The 25,343-nt window shown below is 55.9% G+C and carries 19 protein-coding genes; 5 read left to right on the top strand and 14 right to left on the bottom strand.

Annotated features, from left to right (window positions below; all coding sequences use genetic code 11):
• Positions 1 to 61 precede the first annotated feature (61 nt).
• Together CJP46_RS23285 and CJP46_RS23280 are read right to left on the bottom strand one after the other, a co-directional pair.
• Positions 62 to 859, bottom strand: a complete 798-nt coding sequence (locus tag CJP46_RS23285) for an ABC transporter permease (protein ID WP_094598014.1) — start codon at positions 857 to 859, stop codon at positions 62 to 64.
• Positions 860 to 1,831, bottom strand: coding sequence for an ABC transporter ATP-binding protein (locus tag CJP46_RS23280; RefSeq protein ID WP_094598013.1), 972 nt, complete (start codon positions 1,829 to 1,831; stop codon positions 860 to 862).
• A 450-nt stretch (positions 1,832 to 2,281) separates the two neighbouring features.
• Between CJP46_RS23280 and CJP46_RS23275 the strand changes: the two genes are divergently transcribed.
• Together CJP46_RS23275 and CJP46_RS23270 are read left to right on the top strand one after the other, a co-directional pair.
• Complete coding sequence (locus tag CJP46_RS23275; protein ID WP_094598012.1) at positions 2,282 to 4,027, top strand: ABC transporter ATP-binding protein; 1,746 nt, start codon at positions 2,282 to 2,284, stop codon at positions 4,025 to 4,027.
• On the top strand, positions 4,024 to 5,829 hold the full coding sequence (locus CJP46_RS23270; RefSeq protein WP_094598011.1) for an ABC transporter ATP-binding protein: 1,806 nt from the start codon (positions 4,024 to 4,026) through the stop codon (positions 5,827 to 5,829). Before CJP46_RS23275 ends, CJP46_RS23270 begins: the two co-directional genes overlap by 4 nt.
• A 95-nt stretch (positions 5,830 to 5,924) precedes the next feature.
• Here CJP46_RS23270 and CJP46_RS23265 read toward each other — a convergent pair whose 3' ends face one another.
• The 3 genes from CJP46_RS23265 to CJP46_RS23255 all read right to left on the bottom strand — a co-directional run bounded on the left by CJP46_RS23265 (position 5,925) and on the right by CJP46_RS23255 (position 9,183).
• Positions 5,925 to 7,154, bottom strand: a complete 1,230-nt coding sequence (locus CJP46_RS23265; RefSeq protein WP_094598010.1) for a family 8 glycosyl hydrolase — start codon at positions 7,152 to 7,154, stop codon at positions 5,925 to 5,927.
• 199 nt (positions 7,155 to 7,353) lie between these two features.
• Complete coding sequence (locus tag CJP46_RS23260; protein ID WP_179281288.1) at positions 7,354 to 8,262, bottom strand: phosphotransferase family protein; 909 nt, start codon at positions 8,260 to 8,262, stop codon at positions 7,354 to 7,356.
• A 129-nt stretch (positions 8,263 to 8,391) separates the two neighbouring features.
• Positions 8,392 to 9,183, bottom strand: coding sequence for an AraC family transcriptional regulator (locus CJP46_RS23255; RefSeq protein ID WP_094598008.1), 792 nt, complete (start codon positions 9,181 to 9,183; stop codon positions 8,392 to 8,394).
• A 116-nt stretch (positions 9,184 to 9,299) separates the two neighbouring features.
• Between CJP46_RS23255 and CJP46_RS23250 the strand changes: the two genes are divergently transcribed.
• A complete protein-coding gene (locus CJP46_RS23250; protein WP_256992486.1) occupies positions 9,300 to 10,541 on the top strand; it encodes an MFS transporter in 1,242 nt (413 codons plus the stop codon).
• 131 nt (positions 10,542 to 10,672) lie between these two features.
• Here the strand turns inward: CJP46_RS23250 and CJP46_RS23245 are convergent, their stop codons facing one another.
• From CJP46_RS23245 to CJP46_RS23225, 5 genes are all read right to left on the bottom strand, one after another.
• Positions 10,673 to 14,521 carry a discoidin domain-containing protein gene (locus CJP46_RS23245; protein ID WP_256992485.1) on the bottom strand — a complete coding sequence of 1,283 codons (3,849 nt, stop codon included), beginning with the start codon at positions 14,519 to 14,521 and terminating at the stop codon, positions 10,673 to 10,675.
• A 448-nt stretch (positions 14,522 to 14,969) separates the two neighbouring features.
• Positions 14,970 to 15,860 (bottom strand): anti-sigma-V factor RsiV, encoded by an 891-nt coding sequence (gene rsiV / locus CJP46_RS23240; RefSeq protein ID WP_094598007.1) that lies wholly within the window; start codon positions 15,858 to 15,860, stop codon positions 14,970 to 14,972.
• Position 15,861: 1 nt separating this feature from the next.
• Positions 15,862 to 16,368: an RNA polymerase sigma factor SigV gene (locus CJP46_RS23235; RefSeq protein WP_094598006.1), complete on the bottom strand. Its 507-nt coding sequence runs from the start codon at positions 16,366 to 16,368 to the stop codon at positions 15,862 to 15,864.
• 118 nt (positions 16,369 to 16,486) lie between these two features.
• Complete coding sequence (locus CJP46_RS23230; RefSeq protein ID WP_306431074.1) at positions 16,487 to 18,445, bottom strand: acyltransferase family protein; 1,959 nt, start codon at positions 18,443 to 18,445, stop codon at positions 16,487 to 16,489.
• A gap of 154 nt (positions 18,446 to 18,599) precedes the next feature.
• Positions 18,600 to 19,367: a DUF3298 and DUF4163 domain-containing protein gene (locus tag CJP46_RS23225; RefSeq protein WP_179281287.1), complete on the bottom strand. Its 768-nt coding sequence runs from the start codon at positions 19,365 to 19,367 to the stop codon at positions 18,600 to 18,602.
• Between the two features lie 242 nt (positions 19,368 to 19,609).
• Here CJP46_RS23225 and CJP46_RS36640 point away from each other — a divergent pair, with 242 nt between their 5' ends.
• Complete coding sequence (locus CJP46_RS36640) at positions 19,610 to 19,777, top strand: hypothetical protein (protein ID WP_179281286.1); 168 nt, start codon at positions 19,610 to 19,612, stop codon at positions 19,775 to 19,777.
• Positions 19,778 to 19,918: 141 nt separating this feature from the next.
• On the opposite strand, the gene melA is transcribed toward CJP46_RS36640, so the two are convergent.
• Positions 19,919 to 21,217 carry an alpha-glucosidase/alpha-galactosidase gene (gene melA / locus CJP46_RS23220; protein WP_094598004.1) on the bottom strand — a complete coding sequence of 433 codons (1,299 nt, stop codon included), beginning with the start codon at positions 21,215 to 21,217 and terminating at the stop codon, positions 19,919 to 19,921.
• A 546-nt stretch (positions 21,218 to 21,763) separates the two neighbouring features.
• On the opposite strand from melA, the gene CJP46_RS23215 reads away from it, so the two are divergent.
• Positions 21,764 to 22,609: an AraC family transcriptional regulator gene (locus tag CJP46_RS23215; RefSeq protein WP_094598003.1), complete on the top strand. Its 846-nt coding sequence runs from the start codon at positions 21,764 to 21,766 to the stop codon at positions 22,607 to 22,609.
• Between the two features lie 196 nt (positions 22,610 to 22,805).
• On the opposite strand, the gene CJP46_RS23210 is transcribed toward CJP46_RS23215, so the two are convergent.
• The 3 genes from CJP46_RS23210 to CJP46_RS23200 form a co-directional block, all read right to left on the bottom strand.
• Complete coding sequence (locus CJP46_RS23210) at positions 22,806 to 23,300, bottom strand: SRPBCC family protein (protein ID WP_256992484.1); 495 nt, start codon at positions 23,298 to 23,300, stop codon at positions 22,806 to 22,808.
• A 101-nt stretch (positions 23,301 to 23,401) separates the two neighbouring features.
• Positions 23,402 to 23,716, bottom strand: a complete 315-nt coding sequence (locus tag CJP46_RS23205) for an ArsR/SmtB family transcription factor (protein ID WP_094598002.1) — start codon at positions 23,714 to 23,716, stop codon at positions 23,402 to 23,404.
• Between the two features lie 249 nt (positions 23,717 to 23,965).
• Complete coding sequence (locus tag CJP46_RS23200; RefSeq protein ID WP_094598001.1) at positions 23,966 to 25,339, bottom strand: alpha-L-fucosidase; 1,374 nt, start codon at positions 25,337 to 25,339, stop codon at positions 23,966 to 23,968.
• Between the last annotated feature and the right edge of the window lie 4 nt (positions 25,340 to 25,343).

Here is a 25,343-nt window from a genome sequence, read left to right as displayed (position 1 = left end):
TCCACTCCTTTCTCTATTCATAAGAACTTATCGCAATCGTTCGCAGTTTCCTACCTGCATTTTAACGATTCCGTTCCGATCTCGTAAACATCAATGTACCGACGATCGTGAAAACCAGGAAAAATCCGGCCATCACGAGCAGATCCGTCACCGGATGGTATAGTACGACCTGCGAGTAGACCGGTGTCCCGGAATAAAACACCGCTCGGGCCAAATCGATGCAATACGTCATCGGCATAATATGAGCGAGAAAGCCGAGAATGCCGGTGGAATGCTGAATCGGAATCATCGCTCCCGACAGGAACATCTGCGGCATGACGAGCAGCATCGAACCGATATCCGCCGTCTTACTGTCTTGGACAAACCCGATGAAGAAAATACCCAGCGATCCGCCGATCAGGCAGAACAGCGGCGTAATCAGAAACAGCCACACGATATGCATGCCGCCCAGCGGAATTTGCATCAGGAGAGCGACGATCAGGATGCCGATCAGCCCGACGATGCTGGTGAAGCTTGAACCGATCATTTTGCCGAGGATAATGGAATACCTGGAGATCGGGGACACGTACAGCTCCTGCGTCAAATTCTGGTTCCTTTCCTCGATCAGGGAGCTCATCCCCGTGATGAGGCCCGTGAACACGCTGTTGACGATCATGCCGATCATCATGAACTGCAAATAATTGTAGCCGAGATTGCCGGCCATGTTCTGCGACAGGCTTCCGCCGAAGATGCCGATAAAAATGATCGGAAAGACGATGCTCACGATCATCAGCACCGGATTTTTGATTCCCTTCGTAATTTCCCGCGCGGCGATCGCCACGACCGCGTTGCTTTCTTTTTGTGCTTTGGTCATCAGCATTTAGACCGCCCCCCTTTTCGATTCGCCGTTATGTTGGCTCTGCTGCACCAGACTCAGGTAGGCTTCCTCCAGTGTCTGCTGGTGAACCTCCATCCGGCTTAATGGCGTCTGCAGACGGGCTACGAGGGACTGCGGCGTTTTATCCTGAAAACGGACCCGGAAGCATTGCTCCTCTTCGGTAAAAGAAACCTGAAGCTCCTCCAGCTCCGCCCGCAGCGCCTTCCGGTCTCCGGCGTCGATCAGCATGCTTTTGTCGCCGAGCAGCTTGTGCTTGATCTCTTCCGGCGTTCCGAGTACCGCCACTTTGCCGTGCGTGATCATGCATACCCGGTCGGCTTCCTCCGCTTCTTCCAAATAATGCGTCGTCAGGAAAATCGTAATGTTTTCTTCCTTGCGGATCTTCTGCAGGTAGGCCCACAGCGATTGGCGGGCGGAGGCGTCCAGCCCCTGCGTCGGCTCATCCAAAAACAAAATTTGCGGCTTGTGCATCAGGCTGCGCATGATTTCCAGCTTGCGCTTCATCCCGCCGGAGAAGCCCTTGACCTTCTTGAACAAATTTTCGTGAATGCCGACGATCGCGGCCAGCTCCTCGATTCGCTGCTTGTATTCCTTCGGCATCATGCTGTAGAACGGCCGGTAGGTGTAGACGCCATAGATGCTGACATGGAGGCGAATGTTCTCTTCCGCCGTCAAGTCCAGGTCCAGGCTCGGGTTCTGAAAAATAATGCCGACATTCCGGCGCACCTTCGCCGCTTCCTTTTCCACGTCGTAGCCGGCGATCATGACCGTGCCTTCGGTTTTGGACAGCGTGGTGGTCAGGATCGAAATCGTGGTCGTTTTCCCGGCCCCGTTCGGGCCCAGGAAGGCGAAAAATTCACCCCGCCCTACCTCGAAGCTGATCCCGTCCACGGCCGGACGTTTGCCGTTTTTATATTGTTTTCGCAATTGTTCTACGCGAATGATGGGTTCCATCTCCATACCTCCCTTGTGCTGAGCCACAAGCCGGGCCCCGCAGGAAGCAGCGCCGATCTTGTGAACGGTACTAAGATTAAACCCACATTATGAACTGAATATGAACTGACGGGGCTCCGCATGCGGATCATGCTTCCGATCCCTGTTATTCCCAGATTTCCATGGAACGGATAGAAGGCTGAAATCCGGGAATAAAGGGGACCACTTCGTTTCTTCAGCATGAATCCGCCTGCTACGCCTGAAGGTAAGGGGGATGGCACGCACTGCAAGCCTAGCCTTGCAGCCACCCTGAGACAAAACGCCGATAAAGTTTGGATTTAGTCAAACTTTATCTTGAAACACTTCCAAATTATTGTATGATGGATATTATTTGCGTCCGGTCAATTATGGAAGCCGGGTGAAAGCAAGTCAACATACATAAGGTTTCGTTTGGAATTGGGGGGTTTTACCATGCAACAATCCGCAAAGCCGTCGATGTCCTGGCTGCTGAAGTATTTGAAGCCGGTCCGGGGACGGCTGCTCCTGCTGCTCGTGCTGCTGCTCGCCTCGACCGGGGCCCAGCTGGTCAATCCGCAAATCGTGCAGCGATTTATCGACACGGCCGCCGAGAACGGCATCGTCTCCAGCCTGCTCGTGCTGGCGGGGATTTACCTGGTCTTTGCCGTGCTGAACCAGGTCCTGACCGTGGCGATCAGCTATCTCGGCAACGACGTGTCTTGGCGCGCCACCAACCAGCTGCGCGGCGACCTGCTGAAGCACTGCCTTCGGCTCGATATGCGGTTCCACAATTTGAAAACGCCGGGCGAAATGATCGAAAGGATTGACGGGGACGTCACCAACATGTCGAACTTTTTCGCCATGTTTATCATCAAAGTCATCGGCAGCTTCGTGCTTCTTGCCGGCATTCTCGGCTATATGTTTACTATTAATTGGCCGATTGCCTCGGTCATGACCCTGTTCACTTTGGCATCTATTGGAGCCATGGTGTTCATCCGCGATCTGGGCGTCACCTCCTCCAAGGATGAGCGCGGCGCCAGCGCGGCGCTGTTCGGCCTGATCGAGGAACGGATCGCCGGCATTGAGGACGTTCAGGCGAACGGCAACGTACCGTACGTGATGAACCGGTTCTACCGCTCCATGCGGAACGTGTTTCTCAAGGGTCGCAAAGCCTGGATGCTGCGCGTCATTCCCTGGAATACGACGGTCGTGCTGTTCGCCATCGCCGTTACGGCGGTGCTGATGCTCGGCGTTCATTATTTTCTGACCAAGCAAATTTCGCTCGGCACGCTGTTCCTGATCTATCAGTACACCCAAATGCTGAACGATCCGATCGAGCAGCTCGGGGATCAGGTTCAGGAATTCCAAAAGGCCAAATCCGGCATGCTGCGCTCCCAGGAGCTGCTGGCGAGCCGCACCGAAATCATGGAAGGAACGCAAACCGCGCTGCCTGACGGAGCGCTCGGCCTGGAATTCGACCACGTCCATTTCAGCTATAACCCGGATAAGCCGGTGCTCCACGATATTACGTTCACCGTCCGGCCCGGCGAGCGCCTGGGCATCATCGGGCGTACCGGAAGCGGCAAGTCGAGCCTCAGCCGGGTCCTGCTGCGCCTGTACAATATCAATAGCGGTACCGTCCGGGTGGGAGGCGTAGACATCCGCGACATGAAGCTCGAGGCGCTGTACCGCCGGGTCGGCATGGTCACGCAGGACGTGCAGCTGTTTGACGGCACGCTCCGGGACAATCTGACGCTGTTTGACGGCAGCATATCGGACGGCTATATTCTGGGCACGACCGAAAGGCTCGGACTCAAGCAGTGGATCGATTCGCAGCCCGAAGGTCTGGATACGCATCTGAAGGCCGGCGGCGCCTCGCTGTCCGCCGGGGAAGCACAGCTCTTCGCACTGACACGGGTCTTCCTGACCCAGCCCAGCCTGGTAATCCTGGATGAGCCGTCGTCCCGGCTGGATGCCGCCACGGAAGCGATGCTGCAGTCTGCGGTGGATCAGCTCATGCAGAACTGTACAGGCATTGTGATCGCGCATCGGCTCTCCACACTGGAGCAGGTCGACCATATCATGGTGCTGGGCGACGGCCGAATTCTTGAATTCGGGGAACGGGAGGCATTGGCGAAAGACCCTTCCTCACGCTACGCCCAGCTGCTTATTACCGGACGAGAGGAGGACTTGGCATGACCGTAACCCGGTTTATCCAGCGCCTGTTTACGTATAACATCTCGCTGTTTATTGTGAACGGCCTCTTGTGGGGCCTGTTCCATTCCATGCCGCTGCTGCTGGGCCTTGGCATGCAGTGGTTCTTCGACAGGGCGACCGGTCAGTCGCATAACTATTTGTGGCTCGTCGCCCCGCTCATTTTTATCGCTCTTGTCCGCATATCCCGGACCGGCGTCTTTTTCTGGGCCTTTTTTAAATGGGTCACCTATATTTACGATATCCAGGCGATTCTCCGCACGAATATGCTGAAGGGCATCATGCGCTGGCCCGGTCGCAACCTCCCCGCTTCACCGGGCGAAGCCGTGAGCCGGTTCCGCGAAGACGTGGATGAAGTGGTCGAATACGTGGAGTCCTGGGTCGACTTCTGGGGACGGTTTGCGTTTGCCATCATCTCCCTGGTCATCATGGCCCGCATCAACTGGCAGATCACCCTGGTCGCAATTCTGCCGCTGGTTGCGGTGACGCTGCTGAACAATCTGTCCGGCAACCGGGCGAGACGCTACGGCCAGCAGAACCGCGAAGCCACCGGGCGCATTACCAGCTTCATCGCTGAGTCTTTCGGCGCGGTGCAGGCGCTGAAGCTGGGGCAGGCCGAAGAGCATGTCCATCGGCGCTTTGTGGAGCTGAATGAATCGCGGCGGCAGGCAGCGCTGAAGGATAACCTGTTCAAGCAGTGGATGCGCTCGCTCAATCAGCATGTGCTCAGCATTTGTACCGGCATTATCCTGCTGATGTGCGCCTCGGCGATGAAGGCCGGGCAGTTTACCGTCGGCGATTTCGCCCTGTTTACCTCATACTTGACCAATATCGCGTTCAGTATTTCCCTGTTCGGATATATGGTTTTTCAACATAAACGGCTCAAGGTGTCCCTGGACCGCATGAGCATTCTCTTCCGGCCTGGGGAGCAGGAGCGGATTATGGATTTCAGCGAAACTTACCTTTACGGCGAGCCGCCCGAGCTGCCGGTGGTCGAGCCCAGCTCCGATGACCAGCTGCAAACGCTGGAAGTCAAGAACCTTTCTTACACGTACCCGGGCTCGGAGAACGGAATTGCCGACGTGAGCTTTGCGGTGAACAGAGGCCAATTCGTCGTGATCACCGGCCGGATCGGTTCCGGCAAATCGACCCTCGTCCGCACGCTGCTCGGCTTGCTGCCCAAATCGGGCGGCGGTGTGCGCTGGAACGGCCGCAACATCGATCCGGCGGCGTTTCTGGTTCCGCCGCGGTCCGCTTATACGCCGCAGGTTCCGCGGCTGTTCAGCGATACCCTGCAGGAGAACATCGTCCAGGGCTGCCCGCCCGAGGCGGATGCGCTCGCCCGGGCGATCCGTCTGGCCGTCATGGAGAAGGATATCGAAGACCTGGAGAAGGGTCTTGATACCTTCGTCGGCCCAAGAGGCGTCATGCTGTCCGGTGGCCAGATCCAGCGCGCAGCCACAGCACGTATGATGATGACCGAGTCGGACCTGTTTATCTTCGACGATCTGTCGAGCGCGCTCGACGTCGAAACGGAGAAGAAGCTGTGGGGTCGTCTCTTTCAGGAACGCGACGTCACCTGCATCGCCGTGTCCCACCGCCGGGCAGCACTGGCGCAGGCTGACCATATTATCGTGATGAAGGACGGCCGCATCGAAGCGGAAGGCGGCCTGGCCGAACTGCTGGAATTCTGCACGGAAATGCAGCTGCTGTGGCAGGGCGAACCGACGGATTCATCGGAGTCCGATGAGCGCGCCGATAACAAAAACATGACGGTGAAGGTCTGATCCACCATCTGATCATAACGAAAAGCAAACACCCCCGGCCTCAAACTGAGCCGGGGGTATTCATGTTGTTTTTCATATCCTGGCTTGTGCCTAAATCAATACGCCCACCAGTTGCCGGACATCACCATGAGGGAGAACAGCTTGATGCTGTCTTCATAATATCCTTCGCTCGAGCTTCCGGCCGTATACGTCCACACGGAGTTCAGCCAGGTTTGGTTGGACGAGGAAGTCATGGCGCTGACGCCGAACGGGGCGAAAAAGGCGCCGCTGTTATACGAGCCGATCACGCTTCCATTCAGCTTGTATCCGTCCTTGACAATGCCCGGGTTGCTGTTCACCTTGCCCTTGATCCAGCCGTTCATCTGGTTCAGCTGATTCAGGGCCCGGTTGTCGCCGGTCATCAGGTAATCGGTCGTAATCCGCCAAGGCGTACGGCAGGAGTTATAGGCGTAGGAGCCGTCGGTCGAATCCTCCAGGAAGTCGGCCGGTGCCGGCTTATAGGCTCCGCCCGAGTAGACGACAAAGTCGGGCAGCAATCCCGTCGATGCACTGTAATTCGTATAAATCGAATTGATGATGGAGTAGGTTTTATCGATGACATTCGTCCACCGGGTATCGCCGGTAGCCTGCTGGAATGCCTTCAGATGGTTTAGCATGAAGTCCGATGGACGGGTCGCCGTAGCATAGGAACCGTCGGTGGCCCAGTCGCCAAGCCGGAGGGTCCACTGCGCCTGATTCACGTCATTTTGCATGATGGCGTTAATGATATTTTTGGCTGCCTGCAAATAGTTCACCGTGCCGCTGCTGCCCCACTGCTTGTCGGCCAACAGGAGCGAATAAGCGATGTCCATATCGCCGTCAGTAGCGGAGTCGGCCCCTTCAACATCCTGGAAGCTGCTGTTCTGTTTCCAGGCCATCAAGTACGGATTGTTGTCGCTGGGATGCTCGGTGTAATACTTATACAGTCCGTTAAAATAGGTCTGCGCATTGCCGTCGTACCCGGCCATCAGCACGGTCAGCAGCATGCCGTAGCCATGCGCTTCGGACACCGTAGCACCGCTTGCATCATACTTTACATAATATTTGCCGGTCCCGGCCGGCTTCAGGTAAGCTGATTTCCAGCTGTCCCATTTGGATTTGACTGCATCGTCCATCGTGGTCTGGGTTACATGAATCGGCTTGATCGAGCCGCTGGTGTAAGTGGTATGCTGAGGAAAAGGCTTGTTCGGCGCCGCCAGCACAAACCCGGCGGGAATCATCAGAAAGGCGAGACAACAGATCAGTACGGCCTTGCCGCTCAACGCAAATCTCTTATTTCTTCTCATCAATTTGTTCGCTCCTTTGGATTTCGATGATTAGAAAACAGGTATTGCCCCGAATACGAGTCTCAGCTGTCACCACCCGGAACTTACACGGGCAGTAGATCACGAATATAGATGCAGTTTCACCCCCTATATGTAATTAAAGCGCTTTAATTATTATACTTTCAGTCTATCTGTTTCCCATATATTTGTAAATTTAATTTTATAAGTATTCCTGCAGCTGTACGGCGTTACGCTGCATATCCTCCGTGCGCTGCCTAAAAGCGCAATATGCGATATGGTCAAGGCCGATGTGGAGCAGGCAGCAGCGGAGACGCTCCTCCATCTGAGGGGGAAGACCTCCTTGCCGCTCCCAATGACGGTCCAAAATCGTCTGCAGATCGATCTCCTGCCACTGCGGATACCAAGACCACCAGTAGAGAAGCCAGGCAATGTCATACAAGGGATCGCCGTAAATGGCGTTCCCCCAATCGATGATGCCGGTCAGCCCGCCGCGGTCCACCAATACATTCCGGTTCAGAAGATCACAGTGGGCGATGCCTCTGTACTCCGGAAGGCGGGGAGCAAGCCGCCGCAAAGTCGAGACGCCCCTATCAAATATTTTTGACTCCGCAGGAAAGGAATCCAGACGCTCCCGCCAGCCGGGAAGCCGGTCCCTCGGTCCGGCCACAGACAGCAGCTCCTCCCCCCAGCCTGCACGATGACCTCCAAGACGCCATCCATTACTTTCGCTTATACTCGCTGTATCCAACCGCTGAAGTTCGGACAACGCATCAAGCAGCCCCGGAAGGAGCAGCTGCATCTCCCCAGCCTCGAGTTCATCCAGATGTACTCCCCGGACCCGCCTCGATACAGCATAGAAGCCTTCCGGCGTCTCCCCGATCCGGGTAACCTCGGGAACAGGCATGATCGGCGTGGCGAATGTCCCCATGACTTGATCCTTTTTAAAGTCCTCCACATGCTCGCCAAACCGGATCACCATATCCTGACCGTCAAGCGTGAACCCGTAGGCAGCTGACCAGTCACCTGCACCCACCGGGGCAATATCTTTTGCCCGGCTGCCTAAAAGGCTGTTTGTAAACCGGATTGCACCAATAAGATCAATAGTCATGAGGCTTCCTCCTTTAAATAAACTCAGATGATCCATTTGAGATCCGGACCAGTCCCCCCGTATCCATTCCGGACATTCGGTTGGCTTCCACATATATAAATACAGCCTATTCAGATCAAGAGGCATCCTTTACGTCTTCCGGTACTGCTCCGGCGTCATGCCGTTCATTTTGGCAAAAGCCCGAAAAAATTGGCTGGTGCTCGAGAACCCAAGGTTAAAGCTGATATCGGTGACGGTGTCCGCAGACTTCTTGAGCTGCTCCATCGCTTCCCTCACCCGGAGCTGCAGCACATACTGATAAGGGGTCACGCCCGTCAGGGACTTGAACGACCGGATAAAATGGTACCGGCTCTGCATCGCCATCCCTGCGAGGCTGCTGACGCTCAGCTGTTCCGTAAAATGCACATGCACATATTCGAGCACCTGTTTCAGATGCCGATCGGCGGCGACATGGGCCAGCTTGGGGCCTGTCGGAACGATCCCCTCCCCAATCAGCTCCCGCAGGTCGAAGATCATTCGGGTTTCCAGCTCCTCCTCTACGAGCGGATCGACCGTGTCATGCGCCATCATGCCGGCGGCCCAGTGCTGAAACACCCGCGATACCCGGTTCACGTCAAACTGCTTTCTGTACCGGGGCTCCTTATGGACTGCCAAGTCACCAGGGTACAAGCTCTCCGGCCGGATCCGGATCACTACTACGCCCGTCCCGTCGCCGATGTGGAAGGAATGCCGGTCCCGAGGCTGCAGCACGATCCCTTCTCCGGGAGGGAGCGCCAAATATTTATGCTCATGCGTAAAATGGCAGGTCCCCTGAAGCGGGATCGTGATCTGATATTGATCGTCGTGCGTATGCGGCGTATTTTCGAACGAGCTGGAGAAGCGGTGAACTTCCAGCTGCGGCAGTATGATCTGCATTCTCATGTACCCTCACCCCGCTTCAGTATAGCATATAGTGCTCTGTCCAAAAGGCAATTTTCGCTGCGACAGCGGGGTGTCCGATCCGCTATGATGGGTAGAAAAAAAGAGGATGTGGAGAAATGTCATCATCAGAAATGACCGCAGATACGGCAAAAAATACGGCGACGGCCGTCCTGCTCGGCGTCAGCTGCGCCCACCTGCTGAACGATGCGATGCAGTCGGTCGTTCCCGCGGTGTTTCCGCTCTTTCAGCAGCAGATGCACCTGAGCTATACCGAAATCGGCTGGGTCGCGTTCACGCTCAATATTACGGCTTCCATTCTGCAGCCAGCCATTGGGTACTATACTGACCGCCGACCGCTGCCGCTGCTCCTTCCGCTCGGCATGTTTTTCACCCTGCTCGGCATGGCGGGTTTAGCGCTGGCACCATCGTTTTGGTACCTGCTGCTGTCGGCGGCCCTGATCGGGGTCGGTTCCTCTGTGCTCCATCCCGAATCTTCCCGGGTCGCCCACCTGGCCATGAACCGTCGTAAGGGACTGGCGCAGTCCGTGTTCCAGGTCGGGGGAAACACCGGCCAGGCGTTTGCTCCGCTGATGGCTGCGTTCATCATCATCCCGCAGGGGCAGCTCGGCTTCCTGTGGTTTATCGTGCTGGCCGGACTCGGCATCGCGCTGCAGATTGGCATCAGCCGGTGGTACAGCCGGCAGACCCGTCCCGCCAGGACCGCAAGCCGTATCCAACACCAGGAGCCTAGCCGGTTCAGCAAGGGTTTTATTGCGTATGTGCTCGGCATCCTGATCCTCATGCTGTTTTCCAAATTTGTGTATCTCGCCAGCATGACCGGTTATTACGCCTTCTATTACATGGATCGATACCATCTTCCGCTAACCAGCGCGCAGCTGAGCATCTTCGCCCTGCAGTTTGCCGGCATGGCCGGCACGTTCCTGGGCGGTCCGCTGGCTGACCGGTTCGGCCGTCAAAAAATCATCTGGTTTTCCATCCTCGGTACGTCACCGTTCTCCCTTCTGCTGCCTTATGCCGGGCCAGTCGGATCGGTGATCCTCTGCGCCGCCATCGGATTGATCCTGATGTCAGGCTTCTCGGTCATTATCGTCTACGCGCAGGAGATGCTGCCGGGACACGTGGGAACCGTCGCCGGGCTGTTCTTCGGGCTGGCGTTCGGCATGGGCGGCCTGGGCTCGGTCATCATGGGCCGGCTGATGGATTCGCACGGCGTGGAGCTGATGACGCAGGTATGCGCCTTTCTCCCGCTGCTCGGCCTGTTCGCGCTGCTCCTGCCCAAGGATTCGGTGATCATGGGCGCCGCCATCAAAGCCGGCAGCAGCTCATCTTCGGCTTGAGGTATATAAGGGAGCCTAGCCTCCAAAGCCTATAAAACAAAAGCAGCAAAAGACGTACCGCCTCTCCCGATTGAACGGGACAAGAGCGGTACGTCCTTTTTTCAATTCTTCAACTTATATAACGGCCGATATCAAGGATTCACGTTGATGGTGAAGGTCGACGTATTATTTTTGATCGGCGTGGCGGTGTTCACGATTTTCAGGTTGTTGAAGGTCACTGAACCGACCGCAGGTCCCTGGTTAGGCTCAGGCATTTCGTTGGCCCAGATGCCGAAGCCGGACTTGGCATCAAATGCGTCACCGCTCTTCTGTGCCCCGGAAATCGTGACGTTCGTAAAAATGGTGTCCTTGACCGGATTTTGCGGTTGTCCGTTCACATAATTAGTCTGGAACATGATGCCGTGGTAGGTCGGATCCACAATATCCAAGTCGCTCACCCGAATGCCCTGGAACACTTTCGATGCCGAGAACAGCCACATCGCCGGGAAGGTCTGCTGGCCCCAGAAGTGGCCGCCGGCCCGGACGATCGATATATTCTCAAAATTCGTCGTCGGCGAAGCGCCGAAGCCGTTCATCGGATAACCGAAGTCCAGTGAACTGATCGTCACCCCCGAATAGCACAGCGTATCGGCAATGTAAATATTGCGGAAGGTGTTGCCGTATCCGCCATATACAGCGAGGCCGGCGGCGCGCCAGGTCAAGAGCGACGTCAGGTTTTCGTAGACGTTGTCCTTTTCGTCCGCCCCGCCCGCATCGATCGCCGAGAACAGCGCGAAGCTGTCGTCGCCGGTGGCCCGCGCCTCGACGTTGCGCACCAGATTGTTCGTGCTGCCGTTGGTCATGTTGATGCCGTCGGCAAACGTGTTGCGGATGCGCGAATTGGTAATCGTCATGTAATCGGTGTTAGCTCCCCAGTACATGCACACCTGATGCTCCGTCCAGATGTTGTCGATCGTCATATTAGCCACGTTCGAAAAGTCGAAAACCTTGCCCGGACCGTCGATTCGGGAAGTATAGTTGCCGAAATAGGCAAAGTTAGCGAACGTGGAGCCGTTGGCCGTGGAGTTGGCCGTAAATCCGACATCCGTGTTGGATTGGTTCGCCGGGGCCACGAAGCGGGTGTACCATGGGCCGGCACCGACGATTTTAACGGGCTTACCGTAGACCTGGAATTTGTTCGAGGTCTGATACGTTCCCGGCGGCAGGTATACCCCGACCAGATTGCCTGTCGTATCCATCCGCACTTTATCCAGCGCGTTCTGCACGTCCTGGTGCGTGAAGCCGGCCGGCACCGCATATTTCGCCGGATCCGGATTCGGAATCGGCGCGACCTGCTCCAGGCTGATGAAATCGATCGCGTAGTTCGTCGTATTGGCCGCATCCTTCTGAAGCCGAATCGTGCTGCCTTTCGGGATGGTGCTGTCGAACATGATGTTGGCCTCGTCATAAATGTGCCTTGGTGCACCGGCTCCCGGGCTATTGCTTGGGCTCGCTTCGTCGCCGTACAGCCAGGCGTAGCGGGACGTCAGATTGATCGTTTTGGCGAAGGTGCCGTTGACGTACACGTTCAGCGTCGAATCGATACCGCCGCCCCCGGGAGCATCCGGGATGGAGAACCGGGTTACCAGCGTGTTCGTATTGGCTTTGGTCGTGAACTCAACGTAACTGCCCGTGCTGTTTAACTTCACCGCTTTGCGGCCTGAAGCCTCGCCGGCGAGATCGCCGATGTTCCGGTTCGGACTGACGATCGCCGCGCCGCCTCCAATGACGCCGTCTTCGGCCTCATACATGTCGTACGGCATGTTCGCGCCGCGGCCGACGAAGAAGGACTGTGTCGTGACGTTGTTGCCCTGCTTCACCGGCAGTTCGTTGCCGTCAACAGCGATTTCCGTCTTGACGTCATACTTGCCGTTCGCCGCCGTCCAGCTGCCCATGCTGACGGGCGCGGCCGAAGCCCCGCTGGCGATGGCGCCGCTGACCGAGCCGGTCAGGGTCTTGATCACCGAGCCGGTCGTCGCATCGGTTAACGTCAGCTTGATGTTATGGGCGCCTCCTGCCGAGGCGGCCGTTCCTTGATTTTTGACCGTCACCGTAAAGTTCACCGTGTTGCCGGCCGAAGGGTTGCCCGGCGTCCAGGTGACCGAGGACGCAACCAGATCCGAGCTCGAGACCGGCGCAATGACCAGCGGCGACGGGTTGGTGAAGGCGTTATTGTCTTCGTTTTGCTCGATGACCGACTTCTCTTCATCCACCTTGGAGGTCAGTTGGTAGCTCCCGGCGTCTTTAGCGCCGATGGACAAGGTTACGTTCGTGGAGGCCCCTGCCGCCAAAGCGCCTACCGGAGCGGTACCGACTTTGGCCGTGCCCAGATAAAAGTTCACCGTCGTTGCTCTGGAGGAAGACGTCCCCACGTTTTTGACCGTGGACGTCAGCGTCATCGCATCGGTCTCCACCGGGGATGCCGGCATCCAGGACATGCCCGTGATGGTCAGGTCCGGATTCGGAGCGGGCGTTCCGATGACCTGCAGCTCCGCCAACTGTCCACCGGTCGAACCCGAGTTGGCGGTAAATTTCAGCTGGATGTCGCTAACGGTTGCCGTCACCGGAATCGTCACGGTATTGCCGGCCGCCGGACTGAAGCTGTACTGCGCAGAGGAGACCAAATTCGTGAAGCTGGTCGAATTCTGGTCATGGCCCAGCACTTGGATCGTTTGGTTGCGCGGTCCCCAAGCGCTGTCCGGATTCAGCTTGAGCACGATGGACGAAATATTCGCATTCGCGCCAAGGCTAAGCGTCAGCGTATTCGGGTACGCATTGGCGGCCCCTTCCCAATAGGTAGTCAGGCTGCCGTCATTGGCATTGGCCGGCACGTAGATGTATTCATTCGAGGAAGAAGTTATCGGCTTGTTCAGCGCCAGATTCGTGCCCGTGCCCCCGCCCGTGCCGGTTCGGGTCACGGTATTGCTGGAGGCGGATACGTTGCCCGCCGCATCCTTGGCTTTGACGTAGTAGGCGACGGTTGCCGATGCCGGCTGGTTGTCGGTGTGCGTCAGAACGCTGCCGGCAACGCTCGCACGCAAGGCGTTATTCGTGTAAATGTCGTATCCGGTCACGCCCACATTGTCCGTGGAAGCGGTCCACGTCAGCTTGATCTGCCCGGAGGCCGGCTCAGTAAAAGCCAGATCTCCCGGGGCGGACGGGGCCTGCGTGTCGCCACCGGCAGCGGAGCCGTACACCTCAAACTCGGAAATCTGCCCTGCCGGCCAGCCCGTGTTAGCCGTAAAGACCAGCCTGACGTATCTCGCAGAAGCCGCGGTAAAGCTGACCGTTACCGTGTTGTTGCCAGCCGGATCGAAGGTGTAGCTCTGCGAGGCGGCCAAATTCGTAAAGTTTGCACCGTCCGTGCTGCCCTGTACCGAAAGCGTCTGGTTTCTCTTCTCCCAGCCGCTGACCGGAAGCTTCAAGACCACTTGGTTGACATTGTAAGAGCCGCCGAGGTCAACCTGCAGCCACTGCGGAAAAGCGCTGTTATTGCTTTCCCAGTATGTAGCCTGATTGGAGTCGCCCGCATTCGCCGCCGCGTAGGTCTGGGTATAAGTGCTCGCGCTCATGCTCTTGCCCGCCGCCAAATTACCCGGCTCGGCGGCCGCAGCCGCGTCTTTTGCCGCGGCTGCAGGCTCTGGGGACTTCAGTCCGCCGGCAGAGCCTCCGGCTGGCGTATCCGCAGCTCCATCTGCCGGATCGGCTGCGGCCGTGGAACCTTCCGCCTCGCCCGGAGCATCAATCGCGCCCTTTTCGCCGGCCGGATCCAGAGCTGCATCATGGCCGTCCGGCTGCTGGCTGCCGGAGGCAGGCGCTGCCCCCGCGGGTTCCGCATAACTCCAGGCTGGGGCATAAAAAAACTGCGAAATGAGAAGCACGAAGATCAGCGCATACAGAGCCGCCGTTTTCCGTAAAGCCTGAAAATAATGAGCCGTCATAATCATCCTCCTGAATGGGATACTTGGACTTGGGCGTATTTACGGCGAGAGATTGCCCCGCCCCTAAAAATAAACCGCTTTCATTTGTTTTGGGAACCGGTAATTTCTGGAGCTCACCTCCTTAACAGGGTGGACAAAAACGGCGTTCGATCGGTCGAGCGCCCTTCTTGGGATGGGATGGATGGACAGGTTGGTGTGGATATTGGGATGTGAAGGGGTTTTTAGTGAGAGTCCACCGCTAGAAATGGTTTGGTCTGCGGCCGGGCCTTGGCTTCCGGATGTGTTGCCGGAAGGAGATGTCAAGTTACGCATTCACTATACTGGAAAAATCTTACGTTTGGCGATGCGTGTTTGTAAGCTTTTTGTGTCCGTTCCTATGATTTTCGTGAGTTCAACCGAACGGGAAACAAAAAGACCGGTAAAGAGCGCCCCCTTACCGGTCTTCCTATTACTTGATGTATTTGCGGCTTACCAGATCGTCCGAAATCACCCCGGTCGGAACGACGAACTCGACAGCCCCCATATATCCCGGTGCCACTTCGTATTTATTGAACACGATGACGAGTTTACCGTCGTTGTTGATATAGAAACTTTGGTCCTTATGAATCGCTTGGAATTCATCGGTCGGCAACACATCCGCAGCACCTGATACCCAATAGAATTTGTTGTCATCCGCCATCATCTGCTGTTTCATTTGTTCCATAATGTTTTCGCTGATCAACTGAACGTACCGATCGTCTTTGAACAACATCGGCAGCGAAATGAGGATCTGGTTCTTTTTATCGATCGTGTCCAGCTTCAGTTCCTCGGACGTCGAACCCATGCTCTCGTCGACATAACGTTCGATGGACAGGATTTCGTTATTGTCCGTCTTGACCTCGTAGCCGACATCTACGCCCAGGTGACCGCCGACTTGTTTTTTCAGCGCTTCGATCTCCGCCTGAAATTTGTCGTAGAGCGCTTTGTTTTCTTTCATATATTTTTCATTTAGTCCCTGTTCCAGCGGCTTGTTGTCCAGATTCGTGACGGCCGGTACCTTGATGTTGGCATGATAGCCCCCAGGGTCATCGACGACATACTCCTTCAACGTCAGCACTTTGATGATCCGGTCTACGCCGGGGATGGCCGATAACGCATTAGCCACCGCCGGGCTGGCATTGATGGCCGCCAGAAAAAGGATCACCGCGGCGCAAGCTCCGGCAGCCCATGTATATTTAACGCGTCTATGCCTGCTGCTGTGCGAAGATTTTTTTATGGCTTGATCCACGATCCGATCCAGCTCTTCCGGAACCGGTATATCCTGATACGCTGTCCGCAGCCGTTCCATATGATTGTCCATCTCATTTAATCTCCTTTGAAGGTTCCACGTCTGTCTTCATTCGCATGACCCGGAGCGCCTGGTACAGCCTCGTTTTGACCGTATTTACGTTTTCCCCCAGGACCGCCGCTACTTCATCGATTTTCATGTCTTCCAAATATCGCAGCACGACCACGGTCCGGTATTTCTCGGGCAGCGCCTCGAGCATCATTGCCAAATCGAAATTCGTATACTCATCCTCCACGCCAGGGGCATAGACCTCGATCATTTCATGGTCCATCGCCTGAACCTTTTTGTTCCTGCGGAGAAAATCCAGTGCGGTGTGGACCACGATGCGGTAAAACCAGCTTTTGACGGCATCGGGATCCTTTAACCCTTCGATATGAGTCATCGCTTTATAAATGGAGTCCTGCACGATATCAAGCGCATCCTCCTTATTTTTTACGTAACTGAACGCGAGCCTGTACACATTCGCTTGATGCTCTTTAATGCACCGCGTCAACGCTTTTTCCTTTTTCCTGTTCAGCATATCGTATAACCCTTCTCTAATTAAATTGCCGGTACTGAATGGACAGCTTCGCCCTGATTTCTGCACAGAAACAAGACGAGCGAAGGGAAGCAAAAAGTTTGGCGGCAGCATCCATAAATTATTCGTTGAATGCCGTAAGGGTCTTTACGAGCAGGGAAGCGTAAAACTCTGCACCGCTGCGGTTCAGATGCACGCCATCCCGGTAAAAGAAGCCGTCTTTGCCTTCGCTGGCCGAATACCAGTCTACTACCGCGGCATTGCCGAATTCATTGGCAACTTCTGCTATATCCCTGTTAACGGTATCCTGCCATTGACGCGGCACACGCGTATTCACCAACAAGACCCGCTTGTCCTCTCCCAACGACTGGAGCAAGGATCTTAATTGCTTTTTGTTAAAAGGCCCATTGGTGCCGAGTTCGATGATAACCCGGTCCCCGAGCCGGCCCTGGCCTTTCAGCCGGTCGACCGCATCCCCTGCCTGACGCATTTGCCGGCCGACCTTGCCGTCCACGACGATGCCGGGTAGCATCTTTTCCAGGAAAGGCGCAGCGTCCAGCATGACGGAATCACCGATGGCGGTAACGCCTTTGCCGGAAGGCGGCAGTGGGTCCGCGGCCTTGGTTGCGGCTGCAGCCGGCCGCCCGTTCTGTTCTTTTTCCTCCGTGGCTTGAATCGGTTTTTCCGCCGGGTTGTTCGGCGCGATCGGCGCGATCTCTGTCTTTTCTTTCGCCGTTTCATCCGTCTTTTTTTCAGCGGACTCATATGTATGCTGCACAGGTTGGACCTCTGTTCCTCCGGCTTCGACGACCTGCGCGGCCGGAGCGGCCTTGTTCAAGACGTAGTAACCGCAGGCGGCCGTTACCAGGATCACAGGAATAACAGTGCTGAGCACGATGGGACGAAGAGTCCCTCTTCCGGCAAAAAACAATCGATTTTTTTTCAAGCTGAAACCTCCTCTGCGTAATGGCTCTTCGATATATTGATAGGAGCATGCCGCTAGCAGGAAGCTGGCGGACAGCTGAAGCAGGATGCGCAGCGGACTTGACCCTTCCGTCTGGACACCCGGGTTCGTTAGGATAATGACAGGATAATGCCAAATGTACAGACTATAGGACCGGACCCCGATCCAGCGCAAAACTTTGGATCCCATCACTTTGCCTGCCCGGCTGGCGGGATGGGCAAGCACGGCGATAACGGCTGCAGACAGCAGCGATATGATCCAAAACCCTCCGCGATAAAGGAAGGCATCATATTCGTTCGTCCGGCAGATGAGTACGAGAAGGACGGTAAGCCCCGCAACACCGATCGTATCCAGCATGCCGCGAGACCGTGTCGATAACTTGCCCTTCAGCTTCCGGCTTGGCCAGACGACAGCCAGAACCGCTCCGACCAGGAGCGCGAAAGCCCGGGTATCCGTGCCGTAATAGACCCGGCTGGGGTCCGTGCCCGGAACATAAATCGCCGCCATGCCGAGCGCCGAGATGGCAGCCAGACCGAAAATGACAAGCGCCAATTTGCCGCGCCGGTGAAAGATTTTCAAACCTAAAACCAGCAGCAGCGGCCAAATCAAATAGAACTGCTCTTCAATGGAAAGCGACCAGAGATGCCCGATCGGCGAAGGCGCTCCAAAACTTTCGAAGTAGGATACTTTATGATAGATAAGCCACCAATTATTCACATAAAATAGCGATGATAGAAAAGCTCCTCGTAGATCCTGCAGTCTGCCGGGATCAATTAGTGATAGCCATAGGGCAACGAGCGCAAGCATGGCCAGCATGGCGGGCAGCAATCTGCGGGCTCTGCGCATCCAAAAACGGAACAGATTCAGCCTTCCCTCCCTTTTCCACTCCTGAATGATCTGGTCCGTAATGAGATAGCCAGAGATGACGAAAAAGATGCCAACGCCGATCAGCCCTCCCTGTGCCCATTTCGCATTCAGGTGATACGCAATGACAGCCATGACGGAAAAGGCCCTTAGCCCGTCGAGTCCGGGCATATACCGTTTCCCCGCTTCCGGCATTTCATCAGCCGTACTCCGTGAATACCGATTTCTGCGAAGCCTGATGTTGTCGTTCATTTGAAAATTCACCCTAACCTCGTTTTCTTTGATGTATAGGCAAGACGCAGAAACAAACGGTTAAAGTTGTTGCCATATAATGGGCACTTTAGATAAAGCAAAAAAGGCATCTCCGGATGCCTCCGGGATGCCTTTATGACCCATGATTATAAGTTTAAGATTGCCCCTTCAGGTTAAAGCGGAACTCCGGCGAACCGATGTAACCCGGCGCGATGCTGTATTTCGGAAATACGATCACCAGCTTACCGTTTTCGACATAAAACATTTGCTCTTCAAACGTCCCTGTATAATCTTCAAGAAAGTATTTCTCCGGTTCTTTCTTCATTTGTGCGAGAATGTCTGCGTCAAGCCGAGCCTTGTAATCTTCTCCAAGGAGGCCGGATAGCGTTACGCGCTCTGCAGCAGCCGAGTTTGTCACGTTGTACGTATCGATTCGGGGCATGCTCGTACCGCCCGTACTGCCCTCAGTAATGACCTCAAGCGAGATTACCCCAGCCGGACTGCCGGTTCCGTCGGACTTCAGATGGTAGGAAACGCAAAGATCGTAGGGACGGAATTCAAGATGTGCCGTTTTAGCCTTGGCTGCGGCATCCGCCGCGTCTTGTTTCCACTCAGCCAGATCCTTCTCTGCATGGAACAGGATGATGTCGTTCAATTCATCCTGATATTGCTTATCCAGCATTCCCGTTAATTGAGGCACCTTTATACTGGTCGTCAGGTATTCGTTAGCGACTGGAATCAGTTTTTCCTGTACTTTGACGCCATATGCTGCGGATACACCCGCTGGCCCGTTAGCGTCAACGATGGCCGGGGGCTGCACCGATGACATGGCATGAACCGGCAAACTGGCCGTACTCGCGCCTAGGAGCGCCGCGCAACCTGCTACCGTAAACGCCGTCCGTTGCCAAGTTTTCTTGTTCATATCTTTCATCCTCTTCTCTCTTCAAAGTGTCTTTGTCCAGACACCAGCTAGACGCAGGGGAGGAGGCGAAAAGTTTGTGGAGCATAAAAATCGTACCCCCTGTATATGACCAAATCATGCAGGTACTAGAAAGTCTCCCAACCAACCGGGGTCTGAACACGTTATAATAAATGACAACTGAACGAATGATTGCCGGATCCTGAGCGAGACGAGATCAATCACCAACTGAAAGGAGAATGGTTATGGATTTTCGCAACCCTCCGGGACAGTATGACCCCGACGTGCACAAGAAACGCCACGATGAAAAGGTAAATCAAGGCACTGGCCGCGGGTTTCTCTGGAACCTGGTCAATCTGTTGATCGGCCTGGCCATTATAGCCGTGATCATCCTGTTGGTATGGCTGTTTTGATGCTCATCCTCGGCGGGAAACGCGGCGGCCTGTCAGCCACCCGCACTGCCGGCCGGAATACACAAAACGGGCTTACCCGTCTCTGCCGTAAACAGCGGAGAGAAAGGTAAGCCCGTTCTTCTATTACACCACAGCGATGCCTTATTTAAATTCAGGCAGCCAGCTTCCGTGCGCCTCGATGAGATCGTCGCACAGCGCCACGATATCGTCGATGGACAGCTCTGCGGACGTGTGCGGATCTAGCATGGCCGCATGGTAGATGTGCTCTTTTTTGCCGGTGACGGCCGCTTCCACGGTGAGCAGCTGCGTATTGATGTTCGTGCGGTTCAGCGCGGCCAGCTGCGGAGGCAGATCGCCCACGTACGTCGGAGTCACGCCGGATGCATCCACCAGGCACGGCACTTCGACGCAGGCTTCCTTCGGCAAGTTTGTGATCAGGCCGGTGTTCATGACGTTGCCGCCGATTTTGAACGGCTGGTTTGTCTCCATCGCCTCCATGATGTAAGAAGCATACTCCTTGGAACGACTATGCCCAATGCTTTCGCTGGCAAACAGCTTCTCGCGCATTTCCTTCCATCCGTTGATTTGGTTGACGCAGCGGCGCAGGTATTCGTCCAGCGGAATGTTGTATCTTTCAATGAGTTCGGGATAATTGCGTTTGATGAAATATGGATGGTATTCGGCATTATGCTCGGACGATTCCGTGACATAGTAGCCGAAGCGCAGCATCAGCTCGAAGCGCACCATGTCGTGATGCTTCTCCTTCTGCTTCTCGGCGGCGCGGCGCTTGATTTCAGGGTACAAGTCCACCCCGTCCTTCTTGACCTCCAGCAGCCAGGCCATATGGTTGATGCCCGCAATTTTGGATTCCACGCCGGTCGGATCCATTTCGAGCGTTCTGAACAGTTCGGATACGCAGTGCTGCACGCTGTGGCACAGACCGACCGTTTTTACGCCGCCCACGGTGTTCATGACGTTGGTCAGCACCGCCATCGGGTTCGTGTAATTGAGGAACCAGGCGTCCGGACATACTTCCTGAATATCCTTCGCAAAGTCCAGCATGACCGGAATCGTGCGCAGGTTGCGGAAGATCCCGCCGATGCCCAGCGAGTCGGCAATCGTCTGGCGCAGGCCGTATTTCTTCGGCACCTCAAAATCAGTGATCGTACAAGGGTCGTACCCGCCTACCTGAATCGCGTTAATGACATACTTGGCGCCGCGCAGCGCCTCCTTACGGTCCGTGTACGCCTTGATCTGGCACGTGCTGCCCAGCGTCTCCTTGATGCTGTTCAGGAGCCGTTCCGAATCGTTCAGCCGATCCATGTCGATATCGAAAAGGGCCAGCTCAAACCCCTGCAGCGCCGGGGTCGACATGACGTCTCCAAGCACGTTTTTTACAAATACCGTACTGCCTGCACCGATAAACGTAATTTTGGCCATATTGATTCAATCCCTCCCGTAAATGTTGGCTTTCTTCAAGCCCGTCGCATGACCTAAATATATAGGCCCGGCCCTGGAAATAACATGGAGCAACCCCTGCAATACCTGTCATAATCCCATTTCAGAATTCGCTTTCATCTCGTTTTTCAGCCGTTTTACCTGTTATAATGTAAAAAAACGTCTATCGACGTACCTTCACAGAAGACAGACCGCGTTTAAAAGTAATTTTTCTTGCAATATCAGGAAGCCATGGCTCTGGAGTTTATACTTTCTGATATTATAAAAAAACCGTCTATCGACGTACCTTCACAGAAGACAGACCGCGTTTAAAGGTAATTTTTCTTGCAATATCAGGAAGCCATGGCTCTGGAGTTTATACTTTCTGATATTATAAAAAAAACGCCTATCGACGTACCTTTCAAAGAAGACAGACCGCGTTTAGCGGAAGTTTTTCTTGCGAGATCAGGAAGCGGAAGCTCCGAAACTTATACTTTATGATCTCTTAAAAAAGATTTTGCGTAACGGACGGGAGGGACCTGAGCGCCGATGACCCGGATCAATGTCGACTACTATATGCCCGCCTTGCAGGGCCAAACGGATCTTCGCCTGCACTTCTTCGGCATGGAGGAATGCCTGCCGAGCCATTCGTGGGGGCCCGGACTGCGGGACGCCTACATCCTGCATTACGTTCACAGCGGCACGGGGACCTTCACCACCGGCGGCACCACCTACCGGCTCGGCGCGGGGCAGGGATTCCTGATCGTGCCGGATATGCTGGTGCAATACACGGCCGACGAGTCCGATCCGTGGACGTATACGTGGATCGGCTTTCAAGGCGTGCTGGCCAAGACGATCCTGCAGCGCGCCCATTTGAATGCGTCCCATCCGGTCTACGAGGCCGGACTGGATGGCGGTTTTCCGCGGTTTTACGGACAGCTGCGCACCGCGATGGAGGGGCCTGGCGGCGATGTGCTCAGCCAGGGTATCCTGTACGGGCTGCTGGGCGAGCTGATTCGGGACTGCCGCAGCAGCGGCGAGACGCCGCGGCCCACCACCTCGAAGGAAGCCTACGTCCGTAAGGCCGTCGGCTATATCGAGAGCAGCTACAGCCAGAGGATCAGCATCCAGGATATCGCCCGTTCCGTCGGGCTGGACCGAACATACCTGTCCGGCCTGTTCAAGGACCAGTTCGGCGTGTCGCTGCAGGCGTTCCTGCTGGAATACCGGATGAAGCGCGCCGCTGTGCTGCTGCACAACCTGGAACTATCGGTGAGCGACGTGTCCCGCTCGGTCGGCTACACGGACCCGTTCCTGTTCTCCAAAATGTTCAAAAAAACGATCGGCTCCTCGCCCCGGGCCTACCGGGAGCAGCAAATTTCCTCCGCCAACTGAGAAGCGTACGATTCCGCGGAAAGCGATTAGCCTTATCTTTCAATGGTTTGCTTGGATCTGGTCTCCCCTATGTTTGCTGCCACACATGTCGGACGCCGGCTGAAGACCGTTCCAACGCCATGCCAAAAAGCCCCCGGTCCCATCGGACCGGGGAGCTCCCTGGCTGTACATCTCGGCTGCCGGCTGAGCTTATGGCTTAACCCTGCCGCAGCTCTGCAAACCGCTCGCGATATATCTCGTACTTCCCTTCCCAAATATCTTTCCGGGACGCAATCGCCCGGCCGTCGAGCAGCGCCTCGATGACGTCCAGGCAGACATCCCATCCGGCAATGTCCTTAGGCGTATGATCGGTGACTTGGACGATCGTCTCGATCAGAACCAGGCGGCAGCCCTGCGGCTCCGGATACAGCTCAAACCGGACACGATCCTCCGCCCAGGTGTATTCCAGGACCGACAAGGGCTTCAGTTCCAAAATCTCGAATTTTTCGTAGGTTCCGTCCTGCATATCGAACGAGATGACCCCGCCTTCGCGCAAATCTTCGACGCGAAGCTCGGAAAACCACTGCTTCAGCTTGTCGTTCTCGGTCAGTGCCGCCCATACCTTCTCCACCGGATGCTTCAAATGCCGCACGAACCGCACTCGGGTTCCCTGCTCGTCCTGCTCAACAACGGCCAATTCATTGGAATTCACGGCTGGTCCTCCTCTTTCACTTGCTCATAAAGTTTGTCATTCCGTCAGGATACCCAAATGAACTCAAATTCTGCCATGCCCCTGCGGCAGGTATTTCCTGCTCAGAGCTCTTCTTCATCGAGGAAATGCTCCAGATCATCCAGTTTGCCGGTCCAGAATCTGCGGTAGGGCCCGAGCCAATCGTCAAGCTGCTCGAGCGGCTTCGCGTTCAGGCTGTACATCCGCTTCTGGGCATCGCTGCGGACGGTCACAAGCCCCGCCTCCCGCAGGATCCGCAAATGCTTGGATACCCCCGGCTGGCTTAGGGACGACAGCTCCACAAGCTCTCCCACGGAACGGTCCCGGACCCGCAAGTAATCCAGAATACTCCGCCGGTTCGGTTCGGATAACGCTTCAAACAGTTTGTCAGTGTTCATGGTTATTATATTACCTTTCGGTTATATAAATGTAAAGGAATATAAAAGATCTGCAGTGTTCATTCCACAACAAAAGAGCCGTCCCTCCAAGGCTCCGCACATGCTGCCTCGCCTCGGAAGAAAGGCTCCAAGGAAAAGTACACGACTGCCTAAAAAGGGATGGCTCTATAGTTCACCGTATTTTCATTTCAATCCATTCCAGAGAATCCTAAGCCGGGTTCAGATGCATTAGCGCAATGCATGGACTGGTTAACGCTCGGCCCCATCGGCGAATACCGAAGTGCCCCGCAAGCGCGCCCAGTCGGCCACCCGGGCAGGATCGCCTTCCCACAGCCGCTCCCTGCCCCACTGGCCAGCCTCGGGCTTGCCTTCGCATTCCACGCGGATCACCGGGAAGAGCCGCGTCGGCGCCTCCCGCGGCAGCCCGTGAATCCACAGCTCATCGCCGTTCTGTTCGAACGCGAGCTCCTGCCCCGTGGTCAGGAGCGTAACGCCCTTCACCCGGGTGGTCAAGTCGGCCAGCCGCAGGTCCGAACGGCCGTCCCAGAACCGGATGATCAAATACAAGTTATTGCCGCGGGTCGTCTGCCGTCCGCGGGTAATAAACTCGGTGACGGAGCCTCCGTCCGTACCGTAGACCGCCTCGCCGTGCACTTCCAGCCAGCGCCCGATCTCCAGCGCCCGTTCCACGAATTCGGGCGGGAGCTGTCCGTCTGCCGTCGGGCCGACGTTAAGCAGCAGGTTGCCCCCGTGGCCGCCGCCTTTCTCGGCGCTTTCGCACAGCATGTCGAGCAGCACGTCCGCCGGACGCCACCGCTCGCCGATCACATGGCTCCAGAGCCGCCACGTCGTCACCTGGCACGATTCCCACAGCCGCTTCTGCTCGGCATGGATCACATGCTCCGGGGTCCCGAAATCGCCGAGCGTATCCGAATCGCCGGCACCCACGCCCCCGTCGGCCCGATACCCGTCATGGGCGGCGGAATAACCGAGCCGGTTGTTGATGAGAATATCCGGCTGCAGCGCGCGCATCTCCTCCACCAGCTTCACGCTCTGCAGATCGTCCGCATTCCGGGGCCATACCCCGTCGAAGAAAAAGTGGTCGATCTTTCCGTAGTTCGTCAGCAGCTCTTTGACTTGAGCGTGAAGATAGGCACGAACCTTCTCCCATCCCTCCGGATCCTTGGCCGGGCCGTCGAAATACGCCGGCAGCCGCCAATCGATCCACGAATAGTACAATCCGACCCGCAGCCCCTCCTTGCGGAAGGCCTCGGTATATTCACGGACAAAATCCCTTTGCGGAGCCTGCTTGGCGCTGGAGTAGTCCGTATAAGCGCTGTCCCACATGCAGTAGCCGTCGTGATGCCGGGTCGTAAAGCAGGCATATTTAAAACCGGCCTTTTTTGCCGTATAGGCCCACAGTTCAGGATCGTAATGCTTCGGATTCCAGGCGCAGGCTTGCTCTGCATACTCCTTGTGGTCCAAATGCTCACGGAACAGGACCTGTTCCCCGCGCCCATACTGCGCGTAAGGCCCCCAATGGATAAACATCCCGTAACGGCTCTCGGTAAACCACTTCCATTTGTCCGGAACGGTAAAGGCTTGTGATTGAATAGCGGTCATGATC

The organism is Paenibacillus sp. XY044, assembly GCF_002257645.1.
Classification (GTDB): Bacteria; Bacillota; Bacilli; order Paenibacillales; family Paenibacillaceae; genus Paenibacillus_AQ.
The sequence above is the reverse complement of the archived record's forward strand: the minus strand, read 5'-3'. Positions and strand labels throughout refer to the sequence as shown.